Source organism: Nostoc sp. (genome assembly GCF_036916735.1).
Classification (GTDB): Bacteria; Cyanobacteriota; Cyanobacteriia; order Cyanobacteriales; family Nostocaceae; genus Nostoc.
Genome location: NZ_JBALFV010000011.1, coordinates 1 through 23,006, shown reverse-complemented (window position 1 = coordinate 23,006; position 23,006 = coordinate 1). Strand labels below are relative to the sequence as shown.

21 protein-coding genes are annotated in these 23,006 nt (G+C 41.9%); 9 read left to right on the top strand and 12 right to left on the bottom strand.

From position 1 onward, the window contains the following. Both V7L20_RS02960 and V7L20_RS02955 read left to right on the top strand, forming a co-directional pair. Entirely contained in the window at positions 1 to 738 is a 738-nt protein-coding gene (locus tag V7L20_RS02960; RefSeq protein WP_334742636.1) for an alpha/beta fold hydrolase, read from the top strand. A gap of 151 nt (positions 739 to 889) precedes the next feature. Next, entirely contained in the window at positions 890 to 1,165 is a 276-nt protein-coding gene (locus tag V7L20_RS02955) for a hypothetical protein (RefSeq protein ID WP_334742635.1), read from the top strand. Between the two features lie 277 nt (positions 1,166 to 1,442). Here V7L20_RS02955 and V7L20_RS02950 read toward each other — a convergent pair whose 3' ends face one another. Continuing rightward, entirely contained in the window at positions 1,443 to 1,565 is a 123-nt protein-coding gene (locus V7L20_RS02950; protein WP_334742634.1) for a hypothetical protein, read from the bottom strand. 399 nt (positions 1,566 to 1,964) lie between these two features. Here V7L20_RS02950 and V7L20_RS02945 point away from each other — a divergent pair, with 399 nt between their 5' ends. Beyond that, positions 1,965 to 2,834: a DUF5895 domain-containing protein gene (locus tag V7L20_RS02945; RefSeq protein WP_334742633.1), complete on the top strand. Its 870-nt coding sequence runs from the start codon at positions 1,965 to 1,967 to the stop codon at positions 2,832 to 2,834. A gap of 81 nt (positions 2,835 to 2,915) precedes the next feature. On the opposite strand, the gene mltA is transcribed toward V7L20_RS02945, so the two are convergent. Together mltA and V7L20_RS02935 are read right to left on the bottom strand one after the other, a co-directional pair. Beyond that, positions 2,916 to 4,175: a murein transglycosylase A gene (gene mltA, locus V7L20_RS02940; RefSeq protein ID WP_334742659.1), complete on the bottom strand. Its 1,260-nt coding sequence runs from the start codon at positions 4,173 to 4,175 to the stop codon at positions 2,916 to 2,918. A gap of 3 nt (positions 4,176 to 4,178) precedes the next feature. Beyond that, positions 4,179 to 4,433, bottom strand: a complete 255-nt coding sequence (locus V7L20_RS02935; protein WP_109010830.1) for a hypothetical protein — start codon at positions 4,431 to 4,433, stop codon at positions 4,179 to 4,181. A 372-nt stretch (positions 4,434 to 4,805) separates the two neighbouring features. Here V7L20_RS02935 and V7L20_RS02930 point away from each other — a divergent pair, with 372 nt between their 5' ends. Continuing rightward, positions 4,806 to 6,185 (top strand): serine/threonine-protein kinase, encoded by a 1,380-nt coding sequence (locus tag V7L20_RS02930; protein WP_334742632.1) that lies wholly within the window; start codon positions 4,806 to 4,808, stop codon positions 6,183 to 6,185. A gap of 77 nt (positions 6,186 to 6,262) precedes the next feature. Here V7L20_RS02930 and V7L20_RS02925 read toward each other — a convergent pair whose 3' ends face one another. Beyond that, positions 6,263 to 7,177, bottom strand: coding sequence for a c-type heme family protein (locus tag V7L20_RS02925; RefSeq protein ID WP_334742631.1), 915 nt, complete (start codon positions 7,175 to 7,177; stop codon positions 6,263 to 6,265). Between the two features lie 181 nt (positions 7,178 to 7,358). On the opposite strand from V7L20_RS02925, the gene V7L20_RS02920 reads away from it, so the two are divergent. After that, positions 7,359 to 8,213 carry a phosphate/phosphite/phosphonate ABC transporter substrate-binding protein gene (locus V7L20_RS02920; protein ID WP_334742630.1) on the top strand — a complete coding sequence of 285 codons (855 nt, stop codon included), beginning with the start codon at positions 7,359 to 7,361 and terminating at the stop codon, positions 8,211 to 8,213. 45 nt (positions 8,214 to 8,258) lie between these two features. Here the strand turns inward: V7L20_RS02920 and V7L20_RS02915 are convergent, their stop codons facing one another. From V7L20_RS02915 to V7L20_RS02895, 5 genes are all read right to left on the bottom strand, one after another. After that, the gene (locus V7L20_RS02915) at positions 8,259 to 9,029 is read right to left on the bottom strand and encodes a hypothetical protein (protein ID WP_334742629.1); all 771 of its coding nucleotides are present in this window, start codon (positions 9,027 to 9,029) and stop codon (positions 8,259 to 8,261) included. Positions 9,030 to 9,547: 518 nt separating this feature from the next. Then, positions 9,548 to 12,325, bottom strand: a complete 2,778-nt coding sequence (locus V7L20_RS02910; protein WP_334742628.1) for a GAF domain-containing sensor histidine kinase — start codon at positions 12,323 to 12,325, stop codon at positions 9,548 to 9,550. Between the two features lie 558 nt (positions 12,326 to 12,883). Further along, on the bottom strand, positions 12,884 to 13,354 hold the full coding sequence (locus V7L20_RS02905; protein ID WP_334742627.1) for an N-glycosidase: 471 nt from the start codon (positions 13,352 to 13,354) through the stop codon (positions 12,884 to 12,886). Between the two features lie 160 nt (positions 13,355 to 13,514). Continuing rightward, a complete protein-coding gene (locus tag V7L20_RS02900) occupies positions 13,515 to 15,032 on the bottom strand; it encodes an ATP-binding protein (RefSeq protein ID WP_334742626.1) in 1,518 nt (505 codons plus the stop codon). After that, positions 15,029 to 15,712, bottom strand: a complete 684-nt coding sequence (locus V7L20_RS02895) for a response regulator transcription factor (RefSeq protein WP_334742625.1) — start codon at positions 15,710 to 15,712, stop codon at positions 15,029 to 15,031. Before V7L20_RS02895 ends, V7L20_RS02900 begins: the two co-directional genes overlap by 4 nt. Before the next feature lie 150 nt (positions 15,713 to 15,862). On the opposite strand from V7L20_RS02895, the gene V7L20_RS02890 reads away from it, so the two are divergent. From V7L20_RS02890 to V7L20_RS02880, 3 genes are all read left to right on the top strand, one after another. After that, positions 15,863 to 16,492, top strand: coding sequence for a hypothetical protein (locus tag V7L20_RS02890; RefSeq protein ID WP_334742624.1), 630 nt, complete (start codon positions 15,863 to 15,865; stop codon positions 16,490 to 16,492). A gap of 228 nt (positions 16,493 to 16,720) precedes the next feature. Further along, positions 16,721 to 17,500, top strand: a complete 780-nt coding sequence (locus V7L20_RS02885) for an intradiol ring-cleavage dioxygenase (protein WP_334742623.1) — start codon at positions 16,721 to 16,723, stop codon at positions 17,498 to 17,500. Between the two features lie 70 nt (positions 17,501 to 17,570). Next, a complete protein-coding gene (locus V7L20_RS02880; protein WP_334742622.1) occupies positions 17,571 to 17,768 on the top strand; it encodes a hypothetical protein in 198 nt (65 codons plus the stop codon). Positions 17,769 to 17,846: 78 nt separating this feature from the next. Here the strand turns inward: V7L20_RS02880 and modA are convergent, their stop codons facing one another. The 3 genes from modA to V7L20_RS02865 form a co-directional block, all read right to left on the bottom strand. Then, a complete protein-coding gene (modA, locus tag V7L20_RS02875) occupies positions 17,847 to 18,743 on the bottom strand; it encodes a molybdate ABC transporter substrate-binding protein (RefSeq protein WP_334742621.1) in 897 nt (298 codons plus the stop codon). A gap of 641 nt (positions 18,744 to 19,384) precedes the next feature. Next, the gene (locus tag V7L20_RS02870; protein WP_334742620.1) at positions 19,385 to 20,998 is read right to left on the bottom strand and encodes an iron uptake porin; all 1,614 of its coding nucleotides are present in this window, start codon (positions 20,996 to 20,998) and stop codon (positions 19,385 to 19,387) included. Between the two features lie 319 nt (positions 20,999 to 21,317). Continuing rightward, the gene (locus tag V7L20_RS02865; protein WP_334742619.1) at positions 21,318 to 22,718 is read right to left on the bottom strand and encodes a sugar porter family MFS transporter; all 1,401 of its coding nucleotides are present in this window, start codon (positions 22,716 to 22,718) and stop codon (positions 21,318 to 21,320) included. A 105-nt stretch (positions 22,719 to 22,823) separates the two neighbouring features. Between V7L20_RS02865 and V7L20_RS02860 the strand changes: the two genes are divergently transcribed. Next, a partial coding sequence (locus V7L20_RS02860; protein ID WP_334742618.1) for a hypothetical protein occupies positions 22,824 to 23,006 on the top strand: 183 nt, incomplete at its 3' end.

Here is a 23,006-nt window from a genome sequence, read left to right as displayed (position 1 = left end):
ATGTCTAAACAGTCAGATGTCATTTGGTTAAATACAAGCCCTAGTTTGTTATGCTTGGCTCAACCACTTATATGTGAACTGTCACATCATACAACTATTGCTCAATGGCAATATGCTCAAAGTCAGGATGAAGCAAGTTCTTTGGATATTGCAATACTTCTGCTGGATAATTATCTTCAATTAAGTAATCAACCTGTGCATTTGATTGGTCACAGTACGGGAGGATTATTAGGATTACTATACAGTCGTCGATATCCAGAAAAAGTTAAATCTTTAACTTTATTAGCTGTGGGTGCTGATGCAGCCCTTGACTGGCAAGCTCATTATTATACCCATCGCCCGTTTTTGAGTCGGCAAAAGATTCTCACTGCGATGGTGTACAACCTCTTTAGCTATCAAAACGAAGACACTGTTAAGTGTCTAGTAAATATTTTAGAGCATGACTTAAATTGCTCACTCTCTCCGCACTCTCTATTTAGACAGATAAGTATGTCTCCCTGTCCAGTCCCTGTACCCTTGATGGTTTGTGGTAGTACTGACGACATCATAGTAGAACCCGATACTTTGCGAGGATGGCGACCTTATTTGATGTCAGGCGATCGCTATTGGGAATGTCAACAAGGGCGGCATTTTTTTCACTTCTTCCAGCCGACTTTGGTAGCAGAACAGATTCTCGACTTCTGGCAATCTCTGTGTCAGTTGGATTCAGTTTGTTCCTGCCTGAAAACTAATTCGTAATTAAGACATATAGTTTAAGGCTTAATACAGATAGTTTATAATACTTGACTCTGTTTTTTAAACAATACATAGTTGGACAATTTGATATCATACCTGCGGTTAAAACCGGTAGGCTAGGGAAATTTTTCGATATTTTTTATGAGGATAAATAATGTTAGCTACAATTTTTGGCACTTTTTGTGCGTGCGTAATTATGATTCTCTTTGTTAGGAGTATCTGGTTAACTTTGAAAAAAGGCATCAATTATTTAAAAATGTTGCATCAAATTCCCTGTCACGGTTGTGAATATTTTACTAACGACTACCGCCTCAAATGTACTGTACACCCTATTAAAGCTTGTTCCGAGGAAGCGATCGCTTGTATTGATTTTGAACCGAAAACTTCTTCCTGTAATGCTTGCCAAAATGGTCGGCAAAAGCTTTGTTAAAGTTTTTCAATGGAAGAATTTATAATTTATAATACTCTAAACGCTTATGAACCAACGAGCTGATTTACTATATCAGGGTAAGCGCATCTTGTCATAAACAAAGCTTTAATCTCAATAAAGACCTAAATAATCGCATTAAAGCCCGCTTATTGATAATAAATTAGGCGTAGGCGTAGCCTGCACTTCTCTACAAGACGCTCTTGCTAGCTTGCTTAAGAGCAGGGGTACGGCAAGCTCATCGCTATTAGCCTATAGAAATCAACCGAACCATAAATCCCTATTCTGTGGTTACTTCATTGAAAGCGACAGGAAACTCAATTCCCAAGAGTTGGTGGAGAGGGATAGTCGCCCCGTCGCTTGGGGCATTGGGCATAGTGGCGGTACGATCTTCTCTATGCATGCCCTATGCCTCATTCCCCATGCCCAAAAACTCCATTCCGCAAGTGGCGTGGAGTTCCTTATTAAATGTACGTTTTGTCAATCCCATTTGAGATGCACTTACCCTGACGATAAATTAAGCTTTTTGACAATTTTTGTGTAAGTCATGATTGAGTGATTTTATTGGATTATCGCCCGAAAATAGCAGAAAATTGGACGGAGATAAGGAGATGCCAAAGTGATAATCTGTTGTTAAAAAACGAAACAGGGATTGCAACATAGATTGATTCTGTCTTACTCTGGAAAAACTACTACGCCAGTTTGAGTTCCTATTTGGGAACTACAGCACATAACTGGCTCTCGTTTCCTCAGCGCCCTGCCGATAAACTTGTTCAATAAAACACTTTGATAGCCTAAAACGATGAAAGCATCTGCTAATTTCGACTTTGAAGACGATAAATTTAATGCACCGCCTTCTCAAGTCCTTCCCTGGTGTCAGATGATTAATCCTCGATATGGCACAGATGGTATGCAATCCCACGGTTTGGCAATTAAGCTGGATAATGCCAATGCTGTCGGCTTTGTGCCAGATGATAATTGGCAGCAAGTGGAGCATGAATTTACCTCTGGAGTCGAAACGATCTTTATTACCACTACTCCACGCGTGGTTATAGTGCGTCGGGGGCCATTGTCTGTCAAAGACCGGGAAAGTGGTTTAAAACTAGGTACGCTCAAAGAGAATTATGATGCTTTTTTAGCCGACAAACTTAAATTTAAAACCTTTACTCGCTATTTAATTTTTCTAGTAGGAGAGAATAAAAAGTTTTTACATGAATCACCACTACAACTAACTCTTAATGGTGCCGCAGGAGCGAGTTTCAGCAAAACCTACTGCGAATATCACCAAGGCAAAGTAGTTAGTGGATTTGTTGCTGAACTAGAAAAAGCTTATGCTGTTTACCGCAAGCAACCTTTGACACCAAAAGGCCCTTTGTTCCACGCTCATGGGATTTTTTGCCCGATAATTGAGTGTGAAGAAAGAGGTATTGAACCAAATACGGTTCTAGTAGCTTCAACTGTAGACTACAAACATCCCACCGTTGGGACTTTAACACAATACTTAATTGCTTCCGATTCTCTTGAGTCTGCAATGATTTGTAAAACTTTTGAAGAATACAAAGATTTTGGGAAGGAACCTGTAAGATCAGAAACGCCTAAATTGGCAATGGCAGGAGTTTCCAACTCTTACGTTTATGCTGATGAAGATGATTTTGCTTATCCGCCGTATTAGGTAGGAGTAGGGAGTAGAAACTGGGGACACTTCGACAAGCTCAGTGCATCGCTGGGAAAACTATTCCCTATTCCCTATTCCCTATTCCTTAAGCAGCAAATAATATAGTGAACCATTACCGCCTGTGATGCCAGCGCGATCGCCTGCTAGTTTACCAGACCCCATGAAATAATCCACCCGACCCGGGCCTTTGATGGCGCTTCCTGTATCCTGGTCAAGCACAAAGCGGCTGACAGCACGCCTCTCTAGTTTGCCATCACCAGCAGGATAGGGAAATGAATTGTAAATCAGCGCTAGCGCTCCCGGTGGCATGAGAGACTTATCTGTAGCAATGGAACGTTCTGCTGTTACTGGCACATGAATACTACCAGTAGCTCCTCTACCGCCTGTTTCTTGGAAAAAAATAAATCTTTTCCACCGAGGTAGATAATTATTCAACTCCCGAGGTTTTTGTCGGAAGTAACTAATCATCCGTGGCATTGTCAATCCTGCTAGTGGAAGTTTGCCATCTTTGGCTAGTTCTTTACCGATGCTAGTCCAAGGGTAATCAGTTCCACCTGCATAGCCAACTGACGTTGTTTTGCCATCAGTTAATTTAATTTGGGCAGAACCTTGGATATGTACCATATATGCCTCTAACCGATCGCGGAACCAAAATAGTTCTAAACCGCGCAATTTACTCTTATTCCCTTTTAAACCATCCCTGCCTTCCAAATCAATTCGTTTTGGGTGGGGTTTGGGCCATTGGCTGAAATTAGGTGGTAGCCGATAAAGAGGATACTTATATATTGCAGTCCTGACACGGCTGGCGGTGTAAACAGGTTCGTAGTAAGCAGTGAACTTGACAGTACCCTTGCCATCGTTGCCCACAGACTGGTAAAAGACAAACTCTTGGCTGACAGCAGCTTGTAATTGCGCTGCTGACTTAGAACTGACAACCAGTTGGCGAAAGCGTAACAAACTCCTCAAGACGCGATCAAGGGTAATTTCCTTGATCGGATAATTTTGATATGCTGCGATCGCCTCTTTCTTTGTTAGGTAAAGCAGACTGTTATCAATGGAAGCCACCAGCGCGTTGCGATCGCCTATTTTACCCCTTTGACCCCAAATTTGGTCATCCAAACCCAAGCAAGTCTGCTGGAACGTACAATCGCTTCCGATAGCAATTGGTTTTAGCGGTGGCGTTATCTCAGGAGTAATTGGTACTGGCTGAGGTGGAAGATCAGGAGTTATGGGTACTGGCAACGGCAGGAAGTTAGGAACCTGAGCAACAGCCGACCAGAGAGGGTTTACAAGGGCAATTCCCAGACTTAAGGAAAGCAAAGCAAAGGTTTTTCTCATCATTTAGTTGAATCTTTCAACACTAGAACTAAAAACGGGTTCTACTCGGATTGCCACAACCCGAGAAGGTCTTACTACCATATATTCCCCTTGAATATTTTTGATCGGCACGCTAATAAAGTCATTAGAAGCAGATTTTGGCACAAGTTCGCCGCTATACCACTTCTGAAACTCTTGAATAGTAGGAAAACGTACTTCTTCTCGGTGGCCGCTTTCCAGTAGGAGGTATACAGCATATTCATTTGGAGTTCTAGCCATAAGGTTGAATCATTTAAAAAACATTCAACCCATTGTTAACCACGTAACCCCCGAATGAAAAGGGTAAGCATACGGGAGGTTGGAAGCAAAGGGACAAGGGGCACGGGTCAGGCTTGCCGTGAGCGTAGCCGAACGGGAGCAAGGGAGAAGAGTTTTCCCCTCAGCAAAAGCAGCACCCCGCCCCTGTGCCTCTTTTCAATGCCCAATGACTCTTCACTGTAGACGGCTAATCTTTTAACCAGTTCCTTAAAAGTGTAATCTTCAAAAAACCTTGAAATATCAGCACTACCTACCTACTTTCTGTCTCAAGAAACCTTACTAAAGCTGGTAGTTGTGTCAAGATTAATTTGAGGACTTAAGGCTTGTGACACAATGTTAGGACAATTATTAGACGGACGTTACCAAGTCCTCCAAGTGTTAGGTAAAGGTGGATTCGGTCAAACGTACACAGCCCAAGACACTCACCGACCAGGATTCCCGAAATGCGTTGTTAAACACCTTAAGCCCGTCACTCGTAGCCCTGAATTTATCGAAACTGCCAGACGGTTATTTACCAGTGAGGCAGAAACACTAGAAGAATTGGGTAACCATGATCAGATTCCTCGACTTTTAGCTTATTTTGAACACAACCAAGAGTTCTTCTTGGTGCAAGAGTTCATTGAAGGGCATACTCTAAAAGCAGAACTGTTCCCCAATCAACCTTGGACAGAAGAGAAAGTAATTCAATTTCTCCAACAAATGTTGGATATTGTGCAATTTATTCACAGCCGCAACGTTATCCATCGAGATATTAAGCCGGACAATATAATCAGGCGGCAACAAGACGACAAGTTAGTGCTGATTGACTTTGGCGCAGTCAAACAAGTCCAAACTCAACTGCTTACATTTCCAGCACGCACTGCGGCTACTATTGCTATTGGCACTCCAGGATATATGTCTACAGAACAAGGGCAAGGTAAGCCGCGCCCCAACAGCGATATTTATTCCTTGGGCATTATTGCTATTCAATCGCTGACAGGGCTACATCCAATAAACTTTAAGGAAGACCCAGATACAGGAGAAATTTCTTGGCAGCGTCAAGCTAACGTTAGGCCTGAGTTGGCAGTTGTGCTATCTAAGATGGTTCTACACCACTTCAAACAGCGCTATCAGTCTGCGGCTGAAGTTCTACAGGTGCTTAAGCATCTCGATACTAAAATAGAAGCGCAATCATTTCAATCATCATTTTTTACACAACCGCCTCAAGACTCACTTTCTCAACAAAACTCAATTAGATATCCGCATATTTCTATCCTGTCACCCGAAAACTACAGTCGGTTGGAAACAATTCTTGTGGAATTTGTCGGCCCTGTAGCCTCAACATTACTACGGCAAGTTGCAGCATCAGCGCCCAACTGTGAAGAATTAATTAATCAATTGGGCATTCATCTTCGAGGAAATCAACAAATTGATTTTAAAAAGAAAACAATGTTTTTACTAGATAAACGTACTTCACTACAGGAACTTACTGTTCAATCTGAAATTAAGCCAAATAATTTACCAAACCAAGAACCTCAAGTAATCAGCGATAGCTTTGTGCATCAGTGTGAACGGGAATTGGCTAATTTAATTGGACCAATAGCTAGGTTCTTAGTCCAAAAAGCTGTTAGGTCTTCTGGGCAAAGCTCTCGTGCAGAATTTGTGAATGTTTTAGCATCACAAATTCCCGAACCTCAAAAAGCTTTGCAATTTCAGCAACGCCTACTTTCTTAATTTACTATTGCGTTTTTCTCCCCGGTAATTACGAATTACGTAGCTTGCTTCTCGACGGAGGCGAGTATTACGAATTATTAACTCTGGTTATTCAGTATCTCTAGAGCTATTTTTAAGCTAGCTTTCATCCGATTAAATGCTTCTGCTAACCCGCCAATTTCATCTTTAGAGTTTTCTTCAAAATCAGCATTCATATCACCAATGCTAACTTTTTGAGCTATTTTCTCTATTCTTTTGATGCGCTGAATCACATATTTTTTGATTAAAAAGTTAATTAAGAAAACTACGATCCCAAAGATCGCAATTAAAAGTCCCATTATCCATATCCAAGTCCGTTTGGCATTGGTAAAAATATCTTCAGAAGGAACAGAGACTATTTGGGCAGAAACAATATCATTTAGCTGCCAGCCAAAACCATTTTCGGAGCCATAAGTTATCAACTGACTTTTCGGAGCGTTTTCTGGTGTAGAATGACACCGCAGACATCGTTGCTGTGTAATCTTAAGTGGTCGCGCAATATAAAATACTTCGCCTTCTGACAAGCTGCGAAAGCCAGTAATTTCTAGAGTATTGGGTTCGTTGCGAAAACGTTCTACAAGTTGAGTTTCAAAAGTATCGGCTTTATCTGCCAAATTAGTTGGATTAAGTGTTGCATCTTTATGAAAAAAGTTGCTATATTCCGGGTTTTTACGAAAATTTTCAAAAACCTCTTTAGCGGAAAAAGTTGGTATTACTTCAGGTATGAACGTTGGGTTAGTATCTACTCTCGGTTCCAATAGGGGAACTATACGATTTTGTGTATAGTTTCTAACTGCGTTCACCATTTGGATGAGAATCTCCGCTTGGGAAACGACTTCATTTTGCGCCCTTCTCTGAAGTACACTGGATAAGGCAACTCCACTACCCAAAATACTGATGATGAAAACTAATATTAAAAGTAAGTTAAACTTAGCTCCTATTTTTAAGTTCTTTAACGTAATGTTGTTTAACATAACCTAACCAAATAAGGTGATATCTGAGTTTGTCTAATATTTATTTATACCTGTTAGAAATCATCTCAACTAAATTTAAATAAATATTAATTTTTTGTCGTAATCTAACCTATTTAGACAGCAATAAAACCTATCTAAATTAGTCTTGAAAGCCAAGTTATTCCCTTAAGCATAATTAGTAATGTTTTTGCGATTTCCTCGTCGTTTCTTTCTGTTTAATCTTCTAGGTTTGACATTTGCCGCTTGCCAATCACCACGAGAGTTTGAGGGTACATTAACTATTGGTGTTATTAACTATGGTGGAGGCGAACAAATAATTAACCAATATGGGAAATTTAATAATTTCTTGGGCGAAAAGACAAATGCATTAATTCAGCTAGAGCCTGCTTTTAATGAAAACAGAGCGGTTGAGCGCCTTGAGGCTCGTGCTTGGTCGTTGGTATTTGCTCCACCAGGTTTAGCAGCGATCGCGATCACACGTTACCAATATGTCCCCCTGTTTCCTTTAATAGGTATTAGTAATTTGCGTTCAATCTTCGTGGTTCGTAAAGATAATCCAATATCAGACTTAAAACAGCTACAAGGTCAAACAATCGCTTTAGGTCAGTTAGGTTCAGCAACAGGATATTATTTTCCACTTTACAATCTTTTTGGTACAACACTAGCACAGATTCTATTTGCACCCACGCCTAAAGCCGCGCTGGAATTAGTGGCTGAGGGAAAAGCGATCGCTTGTGGTGTCTCAGAGGCTGAATTGAGTCTCTACGGTTCACAGTTGGGTTCAACCCAATTCCGCATCCTATTTAAAGACACTCACTATGTACCCTTGGGTGTGGTCTTGATTGGGCCTAATGTTGAACGTAACCGTCAAGAGTTCATCCGTAAAGTAATGAGTGATGCACCTTCAGGTTTAGCTGAAGAAGTAGGTTATATACCCAATGGACAAGTACCAGATTATAAATATATGATTTCTGTGGTTGATCGGGTGAGTTCTATTACTTCTAACCTGCAAAATAAACCTGTTCGCTTATTTTAAATACTCATTCAAGGGGATTTTTATGTTTTATAAATTAAAAATTGCTCAATAAAACAATTTAAATCGTGCTAGCTGATTTTGAAGCGTTCCTGGGAGAATTTTATTTAGTTCTGTGGTATCTTGGAATTGCAAAATTTGCTGTGTCGGTAAGTCGAAGGGAAATTGCCCTTCAAAGTCTGGGCGTTGCATCTGCGCTAATAGAATCTGTTCAGACCGCTTACTTTGGATGGCATACCCAATCTCAATACAGACATTCGGGCTAGGAATTACTTGAGAAGTTTTTTTATCGTCAATACTAGCAATGGGTGTGGTGTCAGCGATAAATAATAAACTCTTACGGATTTTTCGCATGATAGTTCGGTTAATCCGTACAGTAGCACCATTGGGGCGAGAGGATTCTATTAATGTTAGGGGAAGGCGCGATCGCTTGTTTAAACTGTCCAAACTTTTTTGCAATTCTTCTCTTAAAACATTTGTGGCTGCGGCATACTCTGTTTGATACGATAAAAAAATCGTTGGTTCTAACTGAGCCAACAGTGCCTGTTTAGTAAAATAAATTTCATGACTAATTAAGTCAATGTTGGCGACGCAGTAGCCACCACTACCTTCAATATAAAATTCAATATCTTCTCCTTCCAGATAGCGTCCAAACCAAGTTGATTTCTTAACTTCGTCGCTTTCTTCTAAAAAGTCTGCTCGCAGTGCTGATCTCAGCAGGCTCTTTTTACTTAAGCGAATGTCTGGCGGACGTTTTTCCAGTTCTGGAATTGGCTCGTAATCCTGTATATACCACGCTCTGAGCGCAATAATTGACATAAGGCGCTATTTAAACTTTTTTCACTATTTAACTTCGTATAATCTTACACCAAGAGGAGTCCTTATCTTCAGACTTTTCTTTTAACACAACAACACCCAAACCTCTACTCGCTGAACTATCTCCTCTTATTGTTTATCATAACCAGGGATGTACTAACTTTCATAGCATGTGTAAACAAGTTATAAAAACTAGTGACAGCGCCCCCTAATATTCCATCTTTGAGGAAATAGCAGTTTTCGCGTTGGGTGTTGCTGTGTTTTGACGAGACAGATTTAAGTTAAACAGCGTCTTTTACCTCTTATTACATTCCAAATGCTAGCTGTTATATCTGCCAGGGAGGCTTTATTAGCTTCAACTATTAGATTATCACTTCTGGATAGGAGGGATTTTTTTTGCAACTAAACTTTACTTTAAACATTTATAATTTGTCATTTGTCATTTGTCTCAGTCGGGATTTAAATCTCCGTCTGAAATGTCTTTAATTTGGAATTTTGAATTGTTAACGATTCCTCTAAGTTTAGCGATCTATTTTGACTGGAGGCTTGATGGGAATTTCAATCCAGAACTCTGTACCTTTGCCAACTTCTGAAATGCACTCCATTATTCCACCATGTTTTTCGACAATAATTTGATAGCTGATTGCTAATCCTAATCCTGTACCCTTACCCACAGGTTTGGTAGTGTAAAACGGATCAAAAATTCGCTTTCTCACTTCTTCAGTCATCCCAGACCCATTGTCGCTAATACGAATTAATAGACGAGACTCATCTGCGGAAACTCTAGTGGAAATGTTGATAGTAGGCATCGAGTACTTGTACTGATTAGCCGCGTAGCGTCTGGCACAAAAGCCGAAGTCTTGAGCATTCTCTTTCTCACTTTTACTCCCAATCCCCATTTCTAGAGCATCTATGGCATTGCTAATAATATTCATGAATACCTGATTCATTTGACCGGCATAGCATTCCACCGGTGGTATGTTGCCATAGTCTTTAATGACCTCAATAGGTAAGAATTCACCATTACCTTTGAGGCGATGTTGCAAAATTAACAAGGTGTTTTCAATGCCTTCATGCAGGTCAACGCGCTTGTTTTCAGCCTCATCCAAACGAGAAAAACTGCGTAATGACAGCACTATTGAACGGATGCGATCGCTTCCTACTTGCATTGAGGTGATGATTTTCGGCAGGTCTTCTACCAAAAAATCAAAATCTACTGCTTTGATTGCTGCCTTAATTTCACTATGAGGGTGGGGATAGTGTAACTGGTAGAGGCGTAAAATTTCTAGCAATTGTTCAGTGTAATCACTGGCGTGACAGAGGTTGCCGTAGATAAAGTTAACAGGGTTGTTAATTTCGTGGGCAACACCTGCCACCAACTGTCCTAAACCGGACATTTTTTCGGTGTGAATCAATTTTGTCTGTGTTTCTTGAAGTTGATGTAGGGTATGCTCTAACTGGGCAGCTTGATTTCTAGCTTCAGTTTCGGCATCACAGGTTTGTTTGTAGAGTTGTGCTTGTTGAATAGCGATCGCAGCCTGATCTCCTAGCTGTTGCAATAAATCAATTTCTGCATCTTGCCAAACTCTGGGAGCCTCACACTCATGGGCTATTAATAACCCCCATACTTCCATACCTATATTAATTGGAACTATTAAAGTTGCTTGCACTTGCAGACTCTGCAAAAACTCTCGATGACAATCATGTAAAGAAGCTGTCGAAACATTGTTAATTGCGCGGACTCTGCCCTGACTATATAGATGGCTATACTCATCAGGTATGCAATCGGGTGGTGGATTCATTCCTAAAACTGACTGCCAATTGCCATTAATCTCTTCCACAATCACTAATTTCCTCTTCAGTTCAAAAATTACCATCCGGTCTGAGTTTAGCAGGGCACGGACTTCCCGAACGATGGATTGCAGAGTTGCCTGCAAGTCTAATGTGCGGCGAATATGCTCTGTGACTTGCTTGAGCACCTTGGTAAATAGTAATGATTTTTCGAGTTCATAAGTTTGCTCTTGTACCCGCAGTTCTAGGTTGGCATTCAAGGCTTGTACCTGTTTAAACATGTGTTGCTGCTGAATTGCCATTGAGAAATGATCGTACAAGGCTTGTGCTAATGAGATGTCTTGCGGTTTCCACTGGGCTGATTGTCCCTTTTTTTGCTCTCGCCAAAGCTCAAAGGAAAACTGGGGTAATAGTTGGCGCCGATTTTGTTCACATCGTCCCGCCCACAAGATTTCTGTTTCAAATTCAGAGCGAAAAATACTTAATACACCGATAAATTTTTCGCGGGAATGTATGGGAATCACCATAAGTCCGCAAATTTGAGTAGAACGGAATGCTAAAGCTAAAACTCGCAAATGTGGTTCTTGATAGAGGTTAGATGTTGCCCAAATATTACCTTGTTTAAACTCAGCCATCCAGTTTTGCCATGAGGGATGCTGTTCGATAATATTGTTATCTAACTCGTAAGGGAATGTCGGTTGATCGCCCCAGGTATATAGTTCCTGACTCTGTTCAATGTAAAGCCTGCCACCTGTTCCATTGAAGGCAGTAATAACTTCTTCTAGCGCCCCCTGCAATTGGATTGTCGGCAGTTTATGTAATAATGTGGTTACTCGGTTAATAGTAGCTTCTCGCTCTTGCTTGGTGCGGGCTGCGGTGAGTAGATTACTTTGAGCGATCGCAATTCCTACTTGGTCAGCTACTTGCTGCAATACTTTTAGTTCTCGCTTCAAAATCTTTCGCGGTTCCCTTTGGTGAGATACCAACAATCCCCACAATTTAGGCTTTACTGATTGTTCTTGTGGATCGCAATCTAAAATTGGTATTATCAACGAAGATTGCACACCCATTGCCTTTAAGTATTGAATATGGCAAGGGTCTACCTGCCGATAGTAGATATTAGTTTCTAAACGTTTGCCAGTTTCTTTTGACTGTAGAGGCGATAGCCCGATCTTCCCGTTTGCCACATCCACAATCGAACGTTGCTGTGCTAAAAGAAACATCTCCCTAGCTTCTTGTGGAATATCATCAGCTGGGAAGCGTTGCCCCAATAAGGATGGCAGACGCTGCTCATGGATAGATTCAGCAATGACTTCACCACTACCATCGGTATCAAAACGATACATCTTTACCCGATCAGCATCCAAAAATAAACGTACTTGGCTAACGGTAGTCGTTAATATTTCTTGGAGGTCGAGCGATCGCCTGATCTGGTTTATCATCTGGTGCAGTAAACTTTCTTGGTCTAAGCTTTGCTGCAAACCTTTTAATTTATCGGTAAATGTCATTGTTTATATACACCATGACTGAGGTATAATTTTTTTATAATTGTCATTGATCAAAATTTTCTGCTTAACAATGCCTTGATTTTCATCCCATTTCCAGAAATTCCTGCTACAAATGCATTTGCTCTGGGCGTACATCTGTTGCAAATATTTTTGAAAATAGATTTACAGGATATTTGAAAAGGATCAGATATTTTGCTTGTTCTCTCTAACCCTTCTCAAGTGGATTTAGGGAGATATCAAACTGTTATTTGTACTATTAGATACTTTTAAAACATCCTTCAAGTCTAAAGTTAAGAAAATCTTAATTATTGACATCTATTAATTTTATATTCTCAATTATTAAATTATATCAGTAATTTTACTTAAATTATTAAATGATAAACTACATTAAATTAAAAATATTTTTTTACCCTTTTTACCCATTAATTCAATTAATTAAAATTTTTTAAAATAAATAACTAAATTATTGGCAATTGTTTCAAAGATTTTTGGCTGGGGAATTTTACTCTTCCTCGTCGAATTACTAATTTTATGTTGAATGTAACTATTTTGATTAAATTATTCATAAATTATTGTTAAAGATAGTAAGTTACGAATTTCTTCACGCACACTCATGAGAGTTTTACCGAGATGGTTAAGACCTGCTCTATTAGCACCACAGCCCCAAAAAGAATCGGTTGGGGAGTTTTCAACCAAAAACTCATCGCCAGTCTTCAGGAGAACTTCTCTAATCTCAATATGAGTGATAAACTTTTTGAGGACAGCTTCTCGCATAATTTCAGTTTTGACCAAATCCCAGTCTCGACGGAGTTGGCGAGTGCTACATCTTCCCAACGCGGCAGCTTCTTCCGGGGTTGCGGCAGCATGGATGAGGGGTATAATTGCCGCATCTATGCTGCCAACAAATTTTTGCGCTTGATAATAATGCTCAACCGTTGGCCAGTGAGTACCCTGGATATGGATTCCGTGGGGAGAAAAGTTAGAAAAACAGCCATAAGGCTGCCAAACCTTATAAAAATAAATGGTCATTTGAAAATTGCTCTTTTATATATTAATTTTATAGGTTTATAGGAGTTAGGGGTTAAGACTTATTCTCCTCTCTGCCGACTCCCCACGGGAGGAACGCGATTTTGTGAGATGGTAACAGGGGAGGCAGGGGAGTAACTGACCACTTCTACCGAACGATCGCTCAATTCTGTAACTTCATCGGTAAGGTGAGGGTAAATGCTGTTTGACCAAAAGATGTTGAGTCAAGTGTGAGATCGCCATGATGGGCCCTGGCAATTTCACGAGCTAGGCCCAGTCCCAGTCCGATGCCCTCTATCTTGCGGGTTCGAGCCGGATCGCCGCGATAGAAGCGGTCAAAAATGTGATCGCCATCGCTCAGGGGAATATCTTTGGATGCATTAGCAATGGTAACGTGAAGAGTTGTTTGAGTTTGATGAGCGCGAATTTGTATCCAGCCATTAGCGAGATTGTATTTGATGGCATTACTGAACAGGTTTTGCAAAACTTGAATTAAAAGATCGCGATCGCCCTGTACCCGCAGCCTATCAGTGAACTCAGTTTTTACAGTCAAGTGGGGAGTTAGCATTTCCACATCTTCTAACATCTCCATCAGTAACTCAGACATATCCACCTCAACCAAATACAAACTCATTTTTCCCGCATCTGCTAGAGATAGCAGCAAGAGTTTCCGCATAATTCCACTCAGGCGGCGCACCTCATCCAATAAGTTACTTAAGCGTTGTTGTACTTCACTTCCAGGATCGACCTGTTGCAGCGTTCGTTCCAGTTCGCCTTGCAAAATAGTCAGTGGGGTTTTCAGTTCATGAGCCGCATCACCACTAAAACGGGAAGCTTGGGTAAAACTACGTTCCAAGCGTTCGAGCATTTGGTTAAAGACCTGAATCAGTTCGACAAATTCCACATCAGTTGTCCCAATGGGAATCCGTTGATCTAGCCCTTGGACAGTCACCTGTTGAATCACGCCTGTTAATTGCCAGATGGGACGCAAAGCACTACCAGAAAATAACCATGCGCCGATCGCAACCAGCAAAAGCGCTACCGGAATTGAAATCAGAAAGATATTTTGAATGGTTGCCATTTCTTGATCGACGGCTTGCAGATTAACAGCAATGGCAATCTGAACATTGAGAAATTTAGCTGCCCCAATCCGCCAAGCAGCTATTTTTGTCTGCTTAGTGACAAATTGAGTTGGGCGGGGACGAAGAAAAGGTGGTGGCTGAACCGATGGATTTGTATTTGGGGGTGGCGGTGGTTCTCTCTTAAGGGGTGGTGGCGGAGGTTCCAACTGAAGACGCTTAAGCAGCAGACGATTCACTTCAACGTCGGTAGTTAGGGAGTTGGATTGATAAAGTATGTTGTTGTTTGCATCAAGCACCAGTAGGGCAACGGGGGTTTTTCTATTGGTTCCGAAGGCATAAGATAATGAATCTTCGTAAAACTGCCATCGTGAGCGAGGGGGTGAGGCTTGGCTTTCTTTGCTGAGAAATTCGGGAGGTTCCCGGCGTGGAGGCAAGTTTGGAGTTACGCGCATCAAGTAATTTAACAGTTCTGCATCAAGACGGCTAATTTTAGCATTGTAAATCTGAAACCAGGAGATTGCGCCAAAGCCTACTAATGTGGTTCCAGCTAGAGCCGCAGACAACAGGGCAATTCGGAGTCGAAACGAAGGTAGTTTCATGAGCTAGAATCTGGCTTGCGAAATCGATACCCAACCCCTCGAATGCTTTCAATCCAGACTGCTTCATCAATAGGGTCAATTTTTTTACGAATTCGCTGGATACAAACGTCCACAACGTTAGTGTTGGGGTTAAAATCATAGCCCCAAACGTGTTCTAAGATTTGGGTACGGGTGAAAACCCGTCCGGGAGAGCGCATAAGATACTCCAGAAGATTAAACTCGCGGCTGGTGAGTTCTATCGCCTGGCGATCGCAAGTGACTTCTCTAGTGATGCGATCAAGTTTGAGAGGGCCAACACAAAGCAGATTTTGGCGCTCGCTGACACTCCGGCGGACAACGGCATGAATTCGAGCCGCTAACTCCTCTACAAAAAACGGTTTAGCGATATAATCATCGGCTCCTAAATTCAGCCCTTCTAAGCGATCGTCTAGTTCATTCCGAGCCGTCAACAAAATTACTGGAGCATTTCGACCTTGCCGCCGCAAGAGTTTCAGAATCGATAGTCCATCCTTTCCCGGCACCATAATGTCGAGTACGATCACATCATATTCATTTTCCAATGCGCGCAGATATCCTTCATCACCGTTGTCGCAGTAGTCTACAACAAATCCCTGCTCCTTCAGTCCAGCCCGGACAAAATTAGCAATTTTTGCTTCATCTTCGACAAACAGAACGTTCACAAGCCTTCACTACTTCACCTACAGTTTCAGTATAAGTTCTTCATCTTTGCGCTTAAATTACAAAACTGTAATTCAGAACACAGGTGGACTGTAATTTTAAGGTGGCTTCATTAGAAATATGAACACCCTACCTTTTGAAGGTTGATTTTTATGAATATGCGTCGAGTACTAGTTGTAACAGCAATTCCTGTTCTGGTTGGCACATTTGGTTTTATTTCGCTCAATCAGGCAAATGCCGCTAGTAAATTCTCTCAAATTGCACAGGCGCAACTACCGCCCAACCAACCACTGGATGAACAGGGACGACCACCTCGACCTGATTTTAAAGCGGCGGCGGCAAAATTAGGAGTTAGTGAACAAAAGTTAAAAGATGCACTGGGAGTTCCTGCTAATCCTCCCAATCCAGGCAATCGCAATCAGCGCCCACCTCGACCTAATTTTAAGGCGGCGGCGGCAAAATTAGGAGTTAGTGAACAAAAGTTAAAAGATGCACTAGGAGTTCCTGCTAATCCTCCCAATCCAGGCAATCATAATCAGCGCCCACCTCGACCTAATTTTAAGGCGGCGGCGGCAAAATTAGGAGTTAGTGAACAAAAGTTAAAAGATGCACTAGGAGTTCCTGCCAATCCTCCCAATCCAGGCGATCACAATCAGCGTCCACCTCGACCTGATTTTAAAGCAGCTGCTGCAAAGTTAGGAGTTAGTGAACAACAGTTAAAAGATGCACTCGGTGTTCCACCTCATCCTCCTGGCGTTAATCGCCCTAATCTACCAAAATAGCTGAATATTATCTAGATTAAGGAAAAATCAAATTATCCATTAATCTTGATCAGTTCGTAGTAAGCACTTCAGTGCTTAAAATTCCAAGACTAAAGTCCTTACTACAAACCCTGTTGTTTGGAGGATGTTTGAAAAGTTGTAGCTGAGAGTATGCAAAACTTTAGATTCTCCTAAATCCTCCGATAAATTAGAGGACTTTGAGAATCACAAAAGCATAGTGAACAAAGCATGAAAAAAGAATATTGTCAAAAAAGTCGCATTTTGAGTCGAAGAAAGGCACTTACTCTATTTAGGGCAGCCGGAGCTGCAATAATTGTAGTTGGATGCATACCGAGAAAATCCAGATCCACACAGGCGCGATCAAGTGTAGCTGTCCCAGCATCATCTTTAGCCAACTCTAATACATTGCCTGTGTGTGTCGTGACTCCAGAGCAGACCGAAGGCCCCTATTTCGTGGACGAAAAGCTTAACCGTTCCGACATCCGCTCCGATCCGGCAGACAGTTCGGTGAAAAACGGCGTACCACTCCAACTGACACTGCGGGTTTTGCAGATTGGTAACACTGGTTGTACACCACGCGCAGGTGCGATCGTGGATATTTGGCACTGTGATGCGCTAGGCGTTTATTCAGACGTGACAGACTCAGGTTTTAGTACCGTTGGCAAAAAGTTCCTGCGTGGCTATCAAGTCACGGATGTAAATGGAACCGTCCAGTTCACAACTATTTATCCTGGTTGGTATCAAGGCAGAACCGTCCATATCCACTTTAAGGTTCGCATAGATGCGCCATCAGCACAGAGTTATGAGTTTACGTCGCAGCTATACTTTGATGACTCGATCACAGATCAAATACACACCCAGACACCATACGCCAGCAAGGGACAACGCAATTTAAAGAACGCTGGAGACAGAATTTTTCAAGATGGTGGCGAACAAATGTTGCTCAAGCTCAATAAAACAAGCCTTGGCTACGCTGCAACATTTGATATTGGGCTTCAAATGGCTTAATAACAATTCTCCGTAAACTTATAATATCGGGACTTTAAGCAGAATAAAATTAGGCGAAAGGATTAAAGCGATGCCTTCTCTACGAGACGCTACGCGAACGGCGAGCTTCGCTAACGCCAAACTGATGACACAGCTTAAAATACCCATCACCATAGTCACCATGCAAACTAATCTTGATTCAACAACTATGGAAGGAATGTTTGGTGATTTTTATCAAAATGAATTGCAACTATTGATTCAGCATAATCTGACTTTCCACATTTCGTGAAAAGTCAAGATTATACCTGGGTTGATTCCTATTTGCAGTTGTGAGTTCAATTTTGATTGAAAATACAGCCAAAAACCTTTAATCCACTGCTGCTTTAGCTTTGGCTTTTACCGTTACCTTTCGCTTCATCATAAGGCCGACTATACCTACTGCTATTGAGCCACCAGTAGTCATAGGTTCGGGGATAGGCGTGAATCCAGATACCTGAAACACAGATAATGCTTGAGAGCTGCGCAGAAAGGAGTTGAAGTCCTGAGCTGCATCTAGGTTTTGAGTTTGTCTGAGTACAGCAGAGCCATAAACAATCGGAGAGTAAAGGTTGATAGGCGGAGTGTATGCAATTTTGACTTTATTAAGTGCTGTTAGAGCGTCTGTGGTGTAAACAACGCCCGCATCTATACTATCATTAGTGTCACTTGACACTTTATTTAGTACATCACGCACATCTGTGCCTAAGACAAGATTGAGTTGCCCCGATATCCCGGAATTGGCAAATAATTGCTGGGCGAATACTCCTGCTGGAACAGACGCAGGATCACCAATAGCCACTTGACGCGCCTGTAATAGGTCTTGAACGCTTGATATACGTAAGGTTGAATTTATCGGCGTGATTATAGCCAAGGTGTTGTTTAGTATGTCTTGCCTGGTTCCTTCTATTAGTTTGTTGGCAGATTGCAGACGGTCTAACGGTGCTTGGGATACTGAGAAGAAGATATCTACTGGATTTGGATTTGTTCCCATTATGATTTGAGTAGCGAGAGCACCAGAAGCCCCAAAGGTATTCATAAAGGTGACGTTGGGGTTGCTTTGCTGGTAAAGTGCCTCAACCTGGGGTAGGGTGTCGGTCAAGCTGGCAGCAGCATAGATGTAAACCGGACCACTAAGTGTAGCAGCTTGTGCTGGTTTAGCTTGGATTATACCAAAACTCAAAGCAATGCTAGCGGTAGTCAGTGCTAATTTGTACCTTGTAGTCATAAAGTATTTTTGGTAAATTTAATGTGCAATTTAATACGTTTGCCGAAGTTACCAACCTTGCACCCAACATTGAAAGTTTGCTTTTTACTCCTGCCATAAATTAGGCTAATAAAAAGTCGTAGCTAGGAACAAATCATTGGTATGTCAGTACTTACAAGGTACTTTGATGTCCAAGAAATTACAACTAGATTGAAAGCATCTTTATACAAAAAATACAGTATTCTATGTACTTGTACTGCTATACAAAAGCTAGAAATACCATGAAAGTAGGTAAATGCATCTGTGCTGTAGGGAAATTTTTGTATAAAGTTAGGATTTACGCACTGTACAAATTAATTTTGGTATGCATTTACTATGCATAGGTCGTTTCACGCTTTTATTAATCATTCTTTGATAAGTAAATGGGCGTGAAAATTTGTCTTTGGGATAAGCAAGAAGTAGGAGGGAGAAGGGAAGAGGGTAAAAGCCCTAGTTTATTTTTGTTTACATAGTTTGGTTTTATTATGTCAACTTACTTAGTAAACTCCCACTTTTGAAGCACAGCAAGGCTTATGGGTGTCAATTTAAGGGTAAACCCGTCTCGTTTCCAGCCTCTGGCTGGAAATGCAAATCAAATGATCAAGCAAACTATTCACATTTGGTTAAAAATCGAAGGTTGTACGAATCACACCCACATACTGCGTATCATTTCTGCTATCGTCTTCTGGGTTGAGAATCATCCAAAAACCAGGAGTCACTGAGATATTATCGTTCAGGCGATAGCGATAGAATGCTTCGATATGGTAGGCGTTATCTCGGTCTTGACGGACATCACTGTTAGAGACATGCGGCGGTATACCAAAGAGAATTCCCGGCAAGTTACCCCTACCACCCACATCAGGAAACGACATACCGATCGCCCCAAACCAGACGTTGGCATTGTCACCACTGTTCACAAACAGAGAATCTGTTGCACCCCTACCATTAGAAATATCACTCAAACCAGAGTTCTTGGCATTTGCCCATATATATCCACCCCAAGCGTGGATTTGGAAATTCGGGGAGAAGCGATAAAATCCCTGTGCGCCGACAATATCGTTGGAAGTAGCAATGTTGTTACCAAAGGGAGCGTTTGACAGGGCGCTACCCGTTCCAGCTGCGACCTCGACTACTCCAGCAGGGCTATAGCCATGAGAGTAGGCAACACCTATCGCTCCTTGCCCACCATAGTAGGCTAAGTGCGCCAGGGCGTTGTAGCCGCCATCAAACAAGCCGTTACTAGCCGATGGCGCATTGGGACTGCTTGCTAAATAGCCCAAGGTGAGAACTAAGTCTTTAGTAATGTTCCAGTTAGCTGCACCGCCCCCACCACCTCGCCGGAATAAGGGACTATATGACCCAAATAGTGAAGGAACCCCATTGCCGTCATCTGCGATCGTGGGGGGAGTGACGGTGGTTGAAATATCGGTGTAACCAATGCCTGTGGGCCCAACAACAAAGTTCAGAGAATCACTGACTGGGAAGTAGTAACGGATGTGGGGAACAAGAAGTGTATCGTTGCTGTCATAGTCGAAGTTTAGGCGGGTCATTCCTGTACCTGTAGCGGCGGCAATTTGGCTTGTACCATTGGAATTGGCAAAGTTACCAAACTCCAGCCGGACTCGCAACAAATCTTTCCCGGTGAAGCTACTCTCTAAGTTGAGACGACCCCGGTTTGCAAAGTAGGGACGGGATTCATCGGGTTCGCCACCCACTCTATTACCGAAGGTATCACTAACGGCGGTAATAATTTGAGCAGTCAGCTTGGTAGTAGTAGAAAATTGCTGTGTCTCCAGTGTTGCTGTGTGTGCTTCTAGCGTATCTGCCCGTCCACGCAGAGTAGTCAATTCTGTTGCAAACTCTGTTTGCAAATTTTGCAGCACTGCCAAATCTTCTTTTTTAACTAAATCATTAGTACCCGCAGCAATTAATTCATTCACCCGGTCTAAGCAGGCATTTAAACCAGCTGCAAATTCGTAACGACTCAATGCGCGATCGCCGCGATAGGTTGCGTCAGGATAACCTGCAATACAGCCATAACGTTCCACCAGCGATTGCAATGCCTGAAATGCCCAATCGCTCGGTTTGATATCAGAAAATTGGGAAACAGAATTAACTTGTCCTTCCAAATTTCTATTAGCATCTGCTGCATTAGAATCATCTTTTGGAGGTACTGCCCTGACTGTTGGAATTGCCAAAAATAAAATAAAAACACTAGGAAAAATAATTTTTAGCATTGGCTTATTACTTAATAATTGTTTAATTATGATTTTGTAAATAAAAAGATTAGACTCGAATGATAGCTTTTGGATTCTAAGTTAATCAACCTTAAATTTCCAGATTAGAAGCGGAGATTTGAGTTTATTTAAAACAAGGTTTTGAACAAGTGATTGATGATTAATTCATAATTAAACAATACTTAAAACAGCCCATACTTAATTTTTGTAGCAATCCTAAATCATTCGTTAAAATCTCTCTTACTTCTCTGTGAGTTCTCTGCACCTCTGCGGTTCGTTGACCTGTAGTTACTTGCCACAAAGGACACAGAGATGCGAATTACATATCTTCTAACTCAATTCCTTTGGTTTCTTTAATAAAAAAGAGAATGAAAAAGAATGAGGTAGCTGCCGCAATTGTATAAAGTCCATAGGCAGAACCTAAACCGAAATATTGCAGTATGGGAGGAAATGTTGTGGAAACAAGGAAATTTGCAATCCATTGCATAGCAGCAGCAATTGAAAGTGCGGCGGCTCGAATTTTGTTATTAAACATTTCTCCCAATAGCACCCAAACCACTGGGCCCCACGAGAAACCAAAGCAAAATACATAGAGGTTGGCTGCAATGAGAGCTATAGTCCCGGCGCTTCCGGTAAGATTGGGGTTGCCAGCAGCATCCAACGGAGCGTTGCCAAAAATATAAGCCATTGTTCCCAAAGTCAAGGTCATGCCAATTGACCCAATTATGAGCAAGGGCTTGCGACCAAATTTATCTACAAAGGCGATCGCAATCAATGTTGTAATAATATTTACGGCTCCTGTAATCACCGTGATGCTTAGGGAACTTTGTTCTGAAAACCCAACAGCTCGCCATAAAACGCTGCTGTAGTAAAAGATTACATTAATACCAACGAATTGCTGTAATACAGATAAGCCGATTCCTATCCAAACAATGGGGAGGAGTCCGCCACTTCTGCCTAACAAGTCAGAAAATTTAGGTTGGCGTTCTTGAAGCACTGTCTGCCGAATTTCTTCAATTTTTGGCAGCACATCACCCCCCAAAATCTTGGTCAGAACGTTAGCAGCTTCTGGCTCTCGTCCTTTGGCAACTAAGTAACGGGGGGATTCAGGAATTGTAAAAGCCACCATCCCGTAAAATACGGCTGGCAAAACTGCTGTCCAAAACATCCAACGCCAGGCTGTAACCCCAAATAAAAACGGCGAGTCTGCTGAACCTGCCGATACAGCAATAAAGTAGTCGCTCAATAAGGCGACGAAAATTCCCACTACAATCGCTAGTTGTTGCAGAGATCCTAACCTTCCCCGCAAATGGGTAGGAGAACATTCCGCAATATAAGCTGGCGCGATAACGCTAGCAACGCCGATGCCAATCCCACCCAATAGCCGCCAAAAGATAAAATCCCAGATAGTGAAGGCAATCCCAGAGCCAATGGCACTGATAGTAAATAACGCCGAAGCAACCACCATTGCCTTGACTCGACCATAACGGTCTGCAATCTGCCCAGCAAAGAAGGCTCCTACGGCAGATCCCAGTAACGCTAAAGACACCGCCAGCCCTGTTACCCAACTACTGATGTTAAAAGCTTTTGCTAGAGATAAAACTGCGCCATTAATCACAGCAGTATCAAAACCGAAGAGAAAGCCGCCGAGGGCAGCAGCACCAGCAATCAAAATCACATAAAATGTGTTGGATTTACGACGAACAGTAGTAGAAGACATAGTTTATATATTGGGAGTGGAGAGTGGGGAGTGGGGAGTGGGGGGTAGGGGGCAGGGGGAGAGGAGTGGAGTATCAAAGACTCATTCACGAGTATTAAAGACTGGTTGACGAGTATCAAAGACTCATTCACGAGTATTAAAGACTGGTTGGCGAGTATCAAAGACTCATTCACGAGTATTAAAGACTGGTTGGCGAGTATCAAAGACTCATTCACGAGTATTAAAGACTGGTTGACGAGTATCAAAGACTCATTCACGAGTATTAAAGACTGGTTGACGAGTATCAAA

What these genes read in the sequence shown, in the direction of transcription:
- V7L20_RS02930 (WP_334742632.1), top strand. Translation starts at nt 4,806, where the DNA reads ATGTTAGGACAATTATTAGACGGACGTTACCAAGTCCTCCAAGTGTTA.
- modA (WP_334742621.1), bottom strand. Translation starts at nt 18,743, where the DNA reads ATGACTACAAGGTACAAATTAGCACTGACTACCGCTAGCATTGCTTTG.
- V7L20_RS02870 (WP_334742620.1), bottom strand. Translation starts at nt 20,998, where the DNA reads ATGCTAAAAATTATTTTTCCTAGTGTTTTTATTTTATTTTTGGCAATT.
- V7L20_RS02960 (WP_334742636.1), top strand. Translation starts at nt 1, where the DNA reads ATGTCTAAACAGTCAGATGTCATTTGGTTAAATACAAGCCCTAGTTTG.
- V7L20_RS02920 (WP_334742630.1), top strand. Translation starts at nt 7,359, where the DNA reads ATGTTTTTGCGATTTCCTCGTCGTTTCTTTCTGTTTAATCTTCTAGGT.
- V7L20_RS02865 (WP_334742619.1), bottom strand. Translation starts at nt 22,718, where the DNA reads ATGTCTTCTACTACTGTTCGTCGTAAATCCAACACATTTTATGTGATT.
- V7L20_RS02910 (WP_334742628.1), bottom strand. Translation starts at nt 12,325, where the DNA reads ATGACATTTACCGATAAATTAAAAGGTTTGCAGCAAAGCTTAGACCAA.
- V7L20_RS02880 (WP_334742622.1), top strand. Translation starts at nt 17,571, where the DNA reads ATGCCTTCTCTACGAGACGCTACGCGAACGGCGAGCTTCGCTAACGCC.
- V7L20_RS02925 (WP_334742631.1), bottom strand. Translation starts at nt 7,177, where the DNA reads ATGTTAAACAACATTACGTTAAAGAACTTAAAAATAGGAGCTAAGTTT.
- V7L20_RS02945 (WP_334742633.1), top strand. Translation starts at nt 1,965, where the DNA reads ATGAAAGCATCTGCTAATTTCGACTTTGAAGACGATAAATTTAATGCA.
- mltA (WP_334742659.1), bottom strand. Translation starts at nt 4,175, where the DNA reads ATGAGAAAAACCTTTGCTTTGCTTTCCTTAAGTCTGGGAATTGCCCTT.
- V7L20_RS02900 (WP_334742626.1), bottom strand. Translation starts at nt 15,032, where the DNA reads ATGAAACTACCTTCGTTTCGACTCCGAATTGCCCTGTTGTCTGCGGCT.
- V7L20_RS02890 (WP_334742624.1), top strand. Translation starts at nt 15,863, where the DNA reads ATGAATATGCGTCGAGTACTAGTTGTAACAGCAATTCCTGTTCTGGTT.
- V7L20_RS02885 (WP_334742623.1), top strand. Translation starts at nt 16,721, where the DNA reads ATGAAAAAAGAATATTGTCAAAAAAGTCGCATTTTGAGTCGAAGAAAG.
- V7L20_RS02935 (WP_109010830.1), bottom strand. Translation starts at nt 4,433, where the DNA reads ATGGCTAGAACTCCAAATGAATATGCTGTATACCTCCTACTGGAAAGC.
- V7L20_RS02915 (WP_334742629.1), bottom strand. Translation starts at nt 9,029, where the DNA reads ATGTCAATTATTGCGCTCAGAGCGTGGTATATACAGGATTACGAGCCA.
- V7L20_RS02950 (WP_334742634.1), bottom strand. Translation starts at nt 1,565, where the DNA reads ATGCATAGAGAAGATCGTACCGCCACTATGCCCAATGCCCCAAGCGAC.
- V7L20_RS02905 (WP_334742627.1), bottom strand. Translation starts at nt 13,354, where the DNA reads ATGACCATTTATTTTTATAAGGTTTGGCAGCCTTATGGCTGTTTTTCT.
- V7L20_RS02955 (WP_334742635.1), top strand. Translation starts at nt 890, where the DNA reads ATGTTAGCTACAATTTTTGGCACTTTTTGTGCGTGCGTAATTATGATT.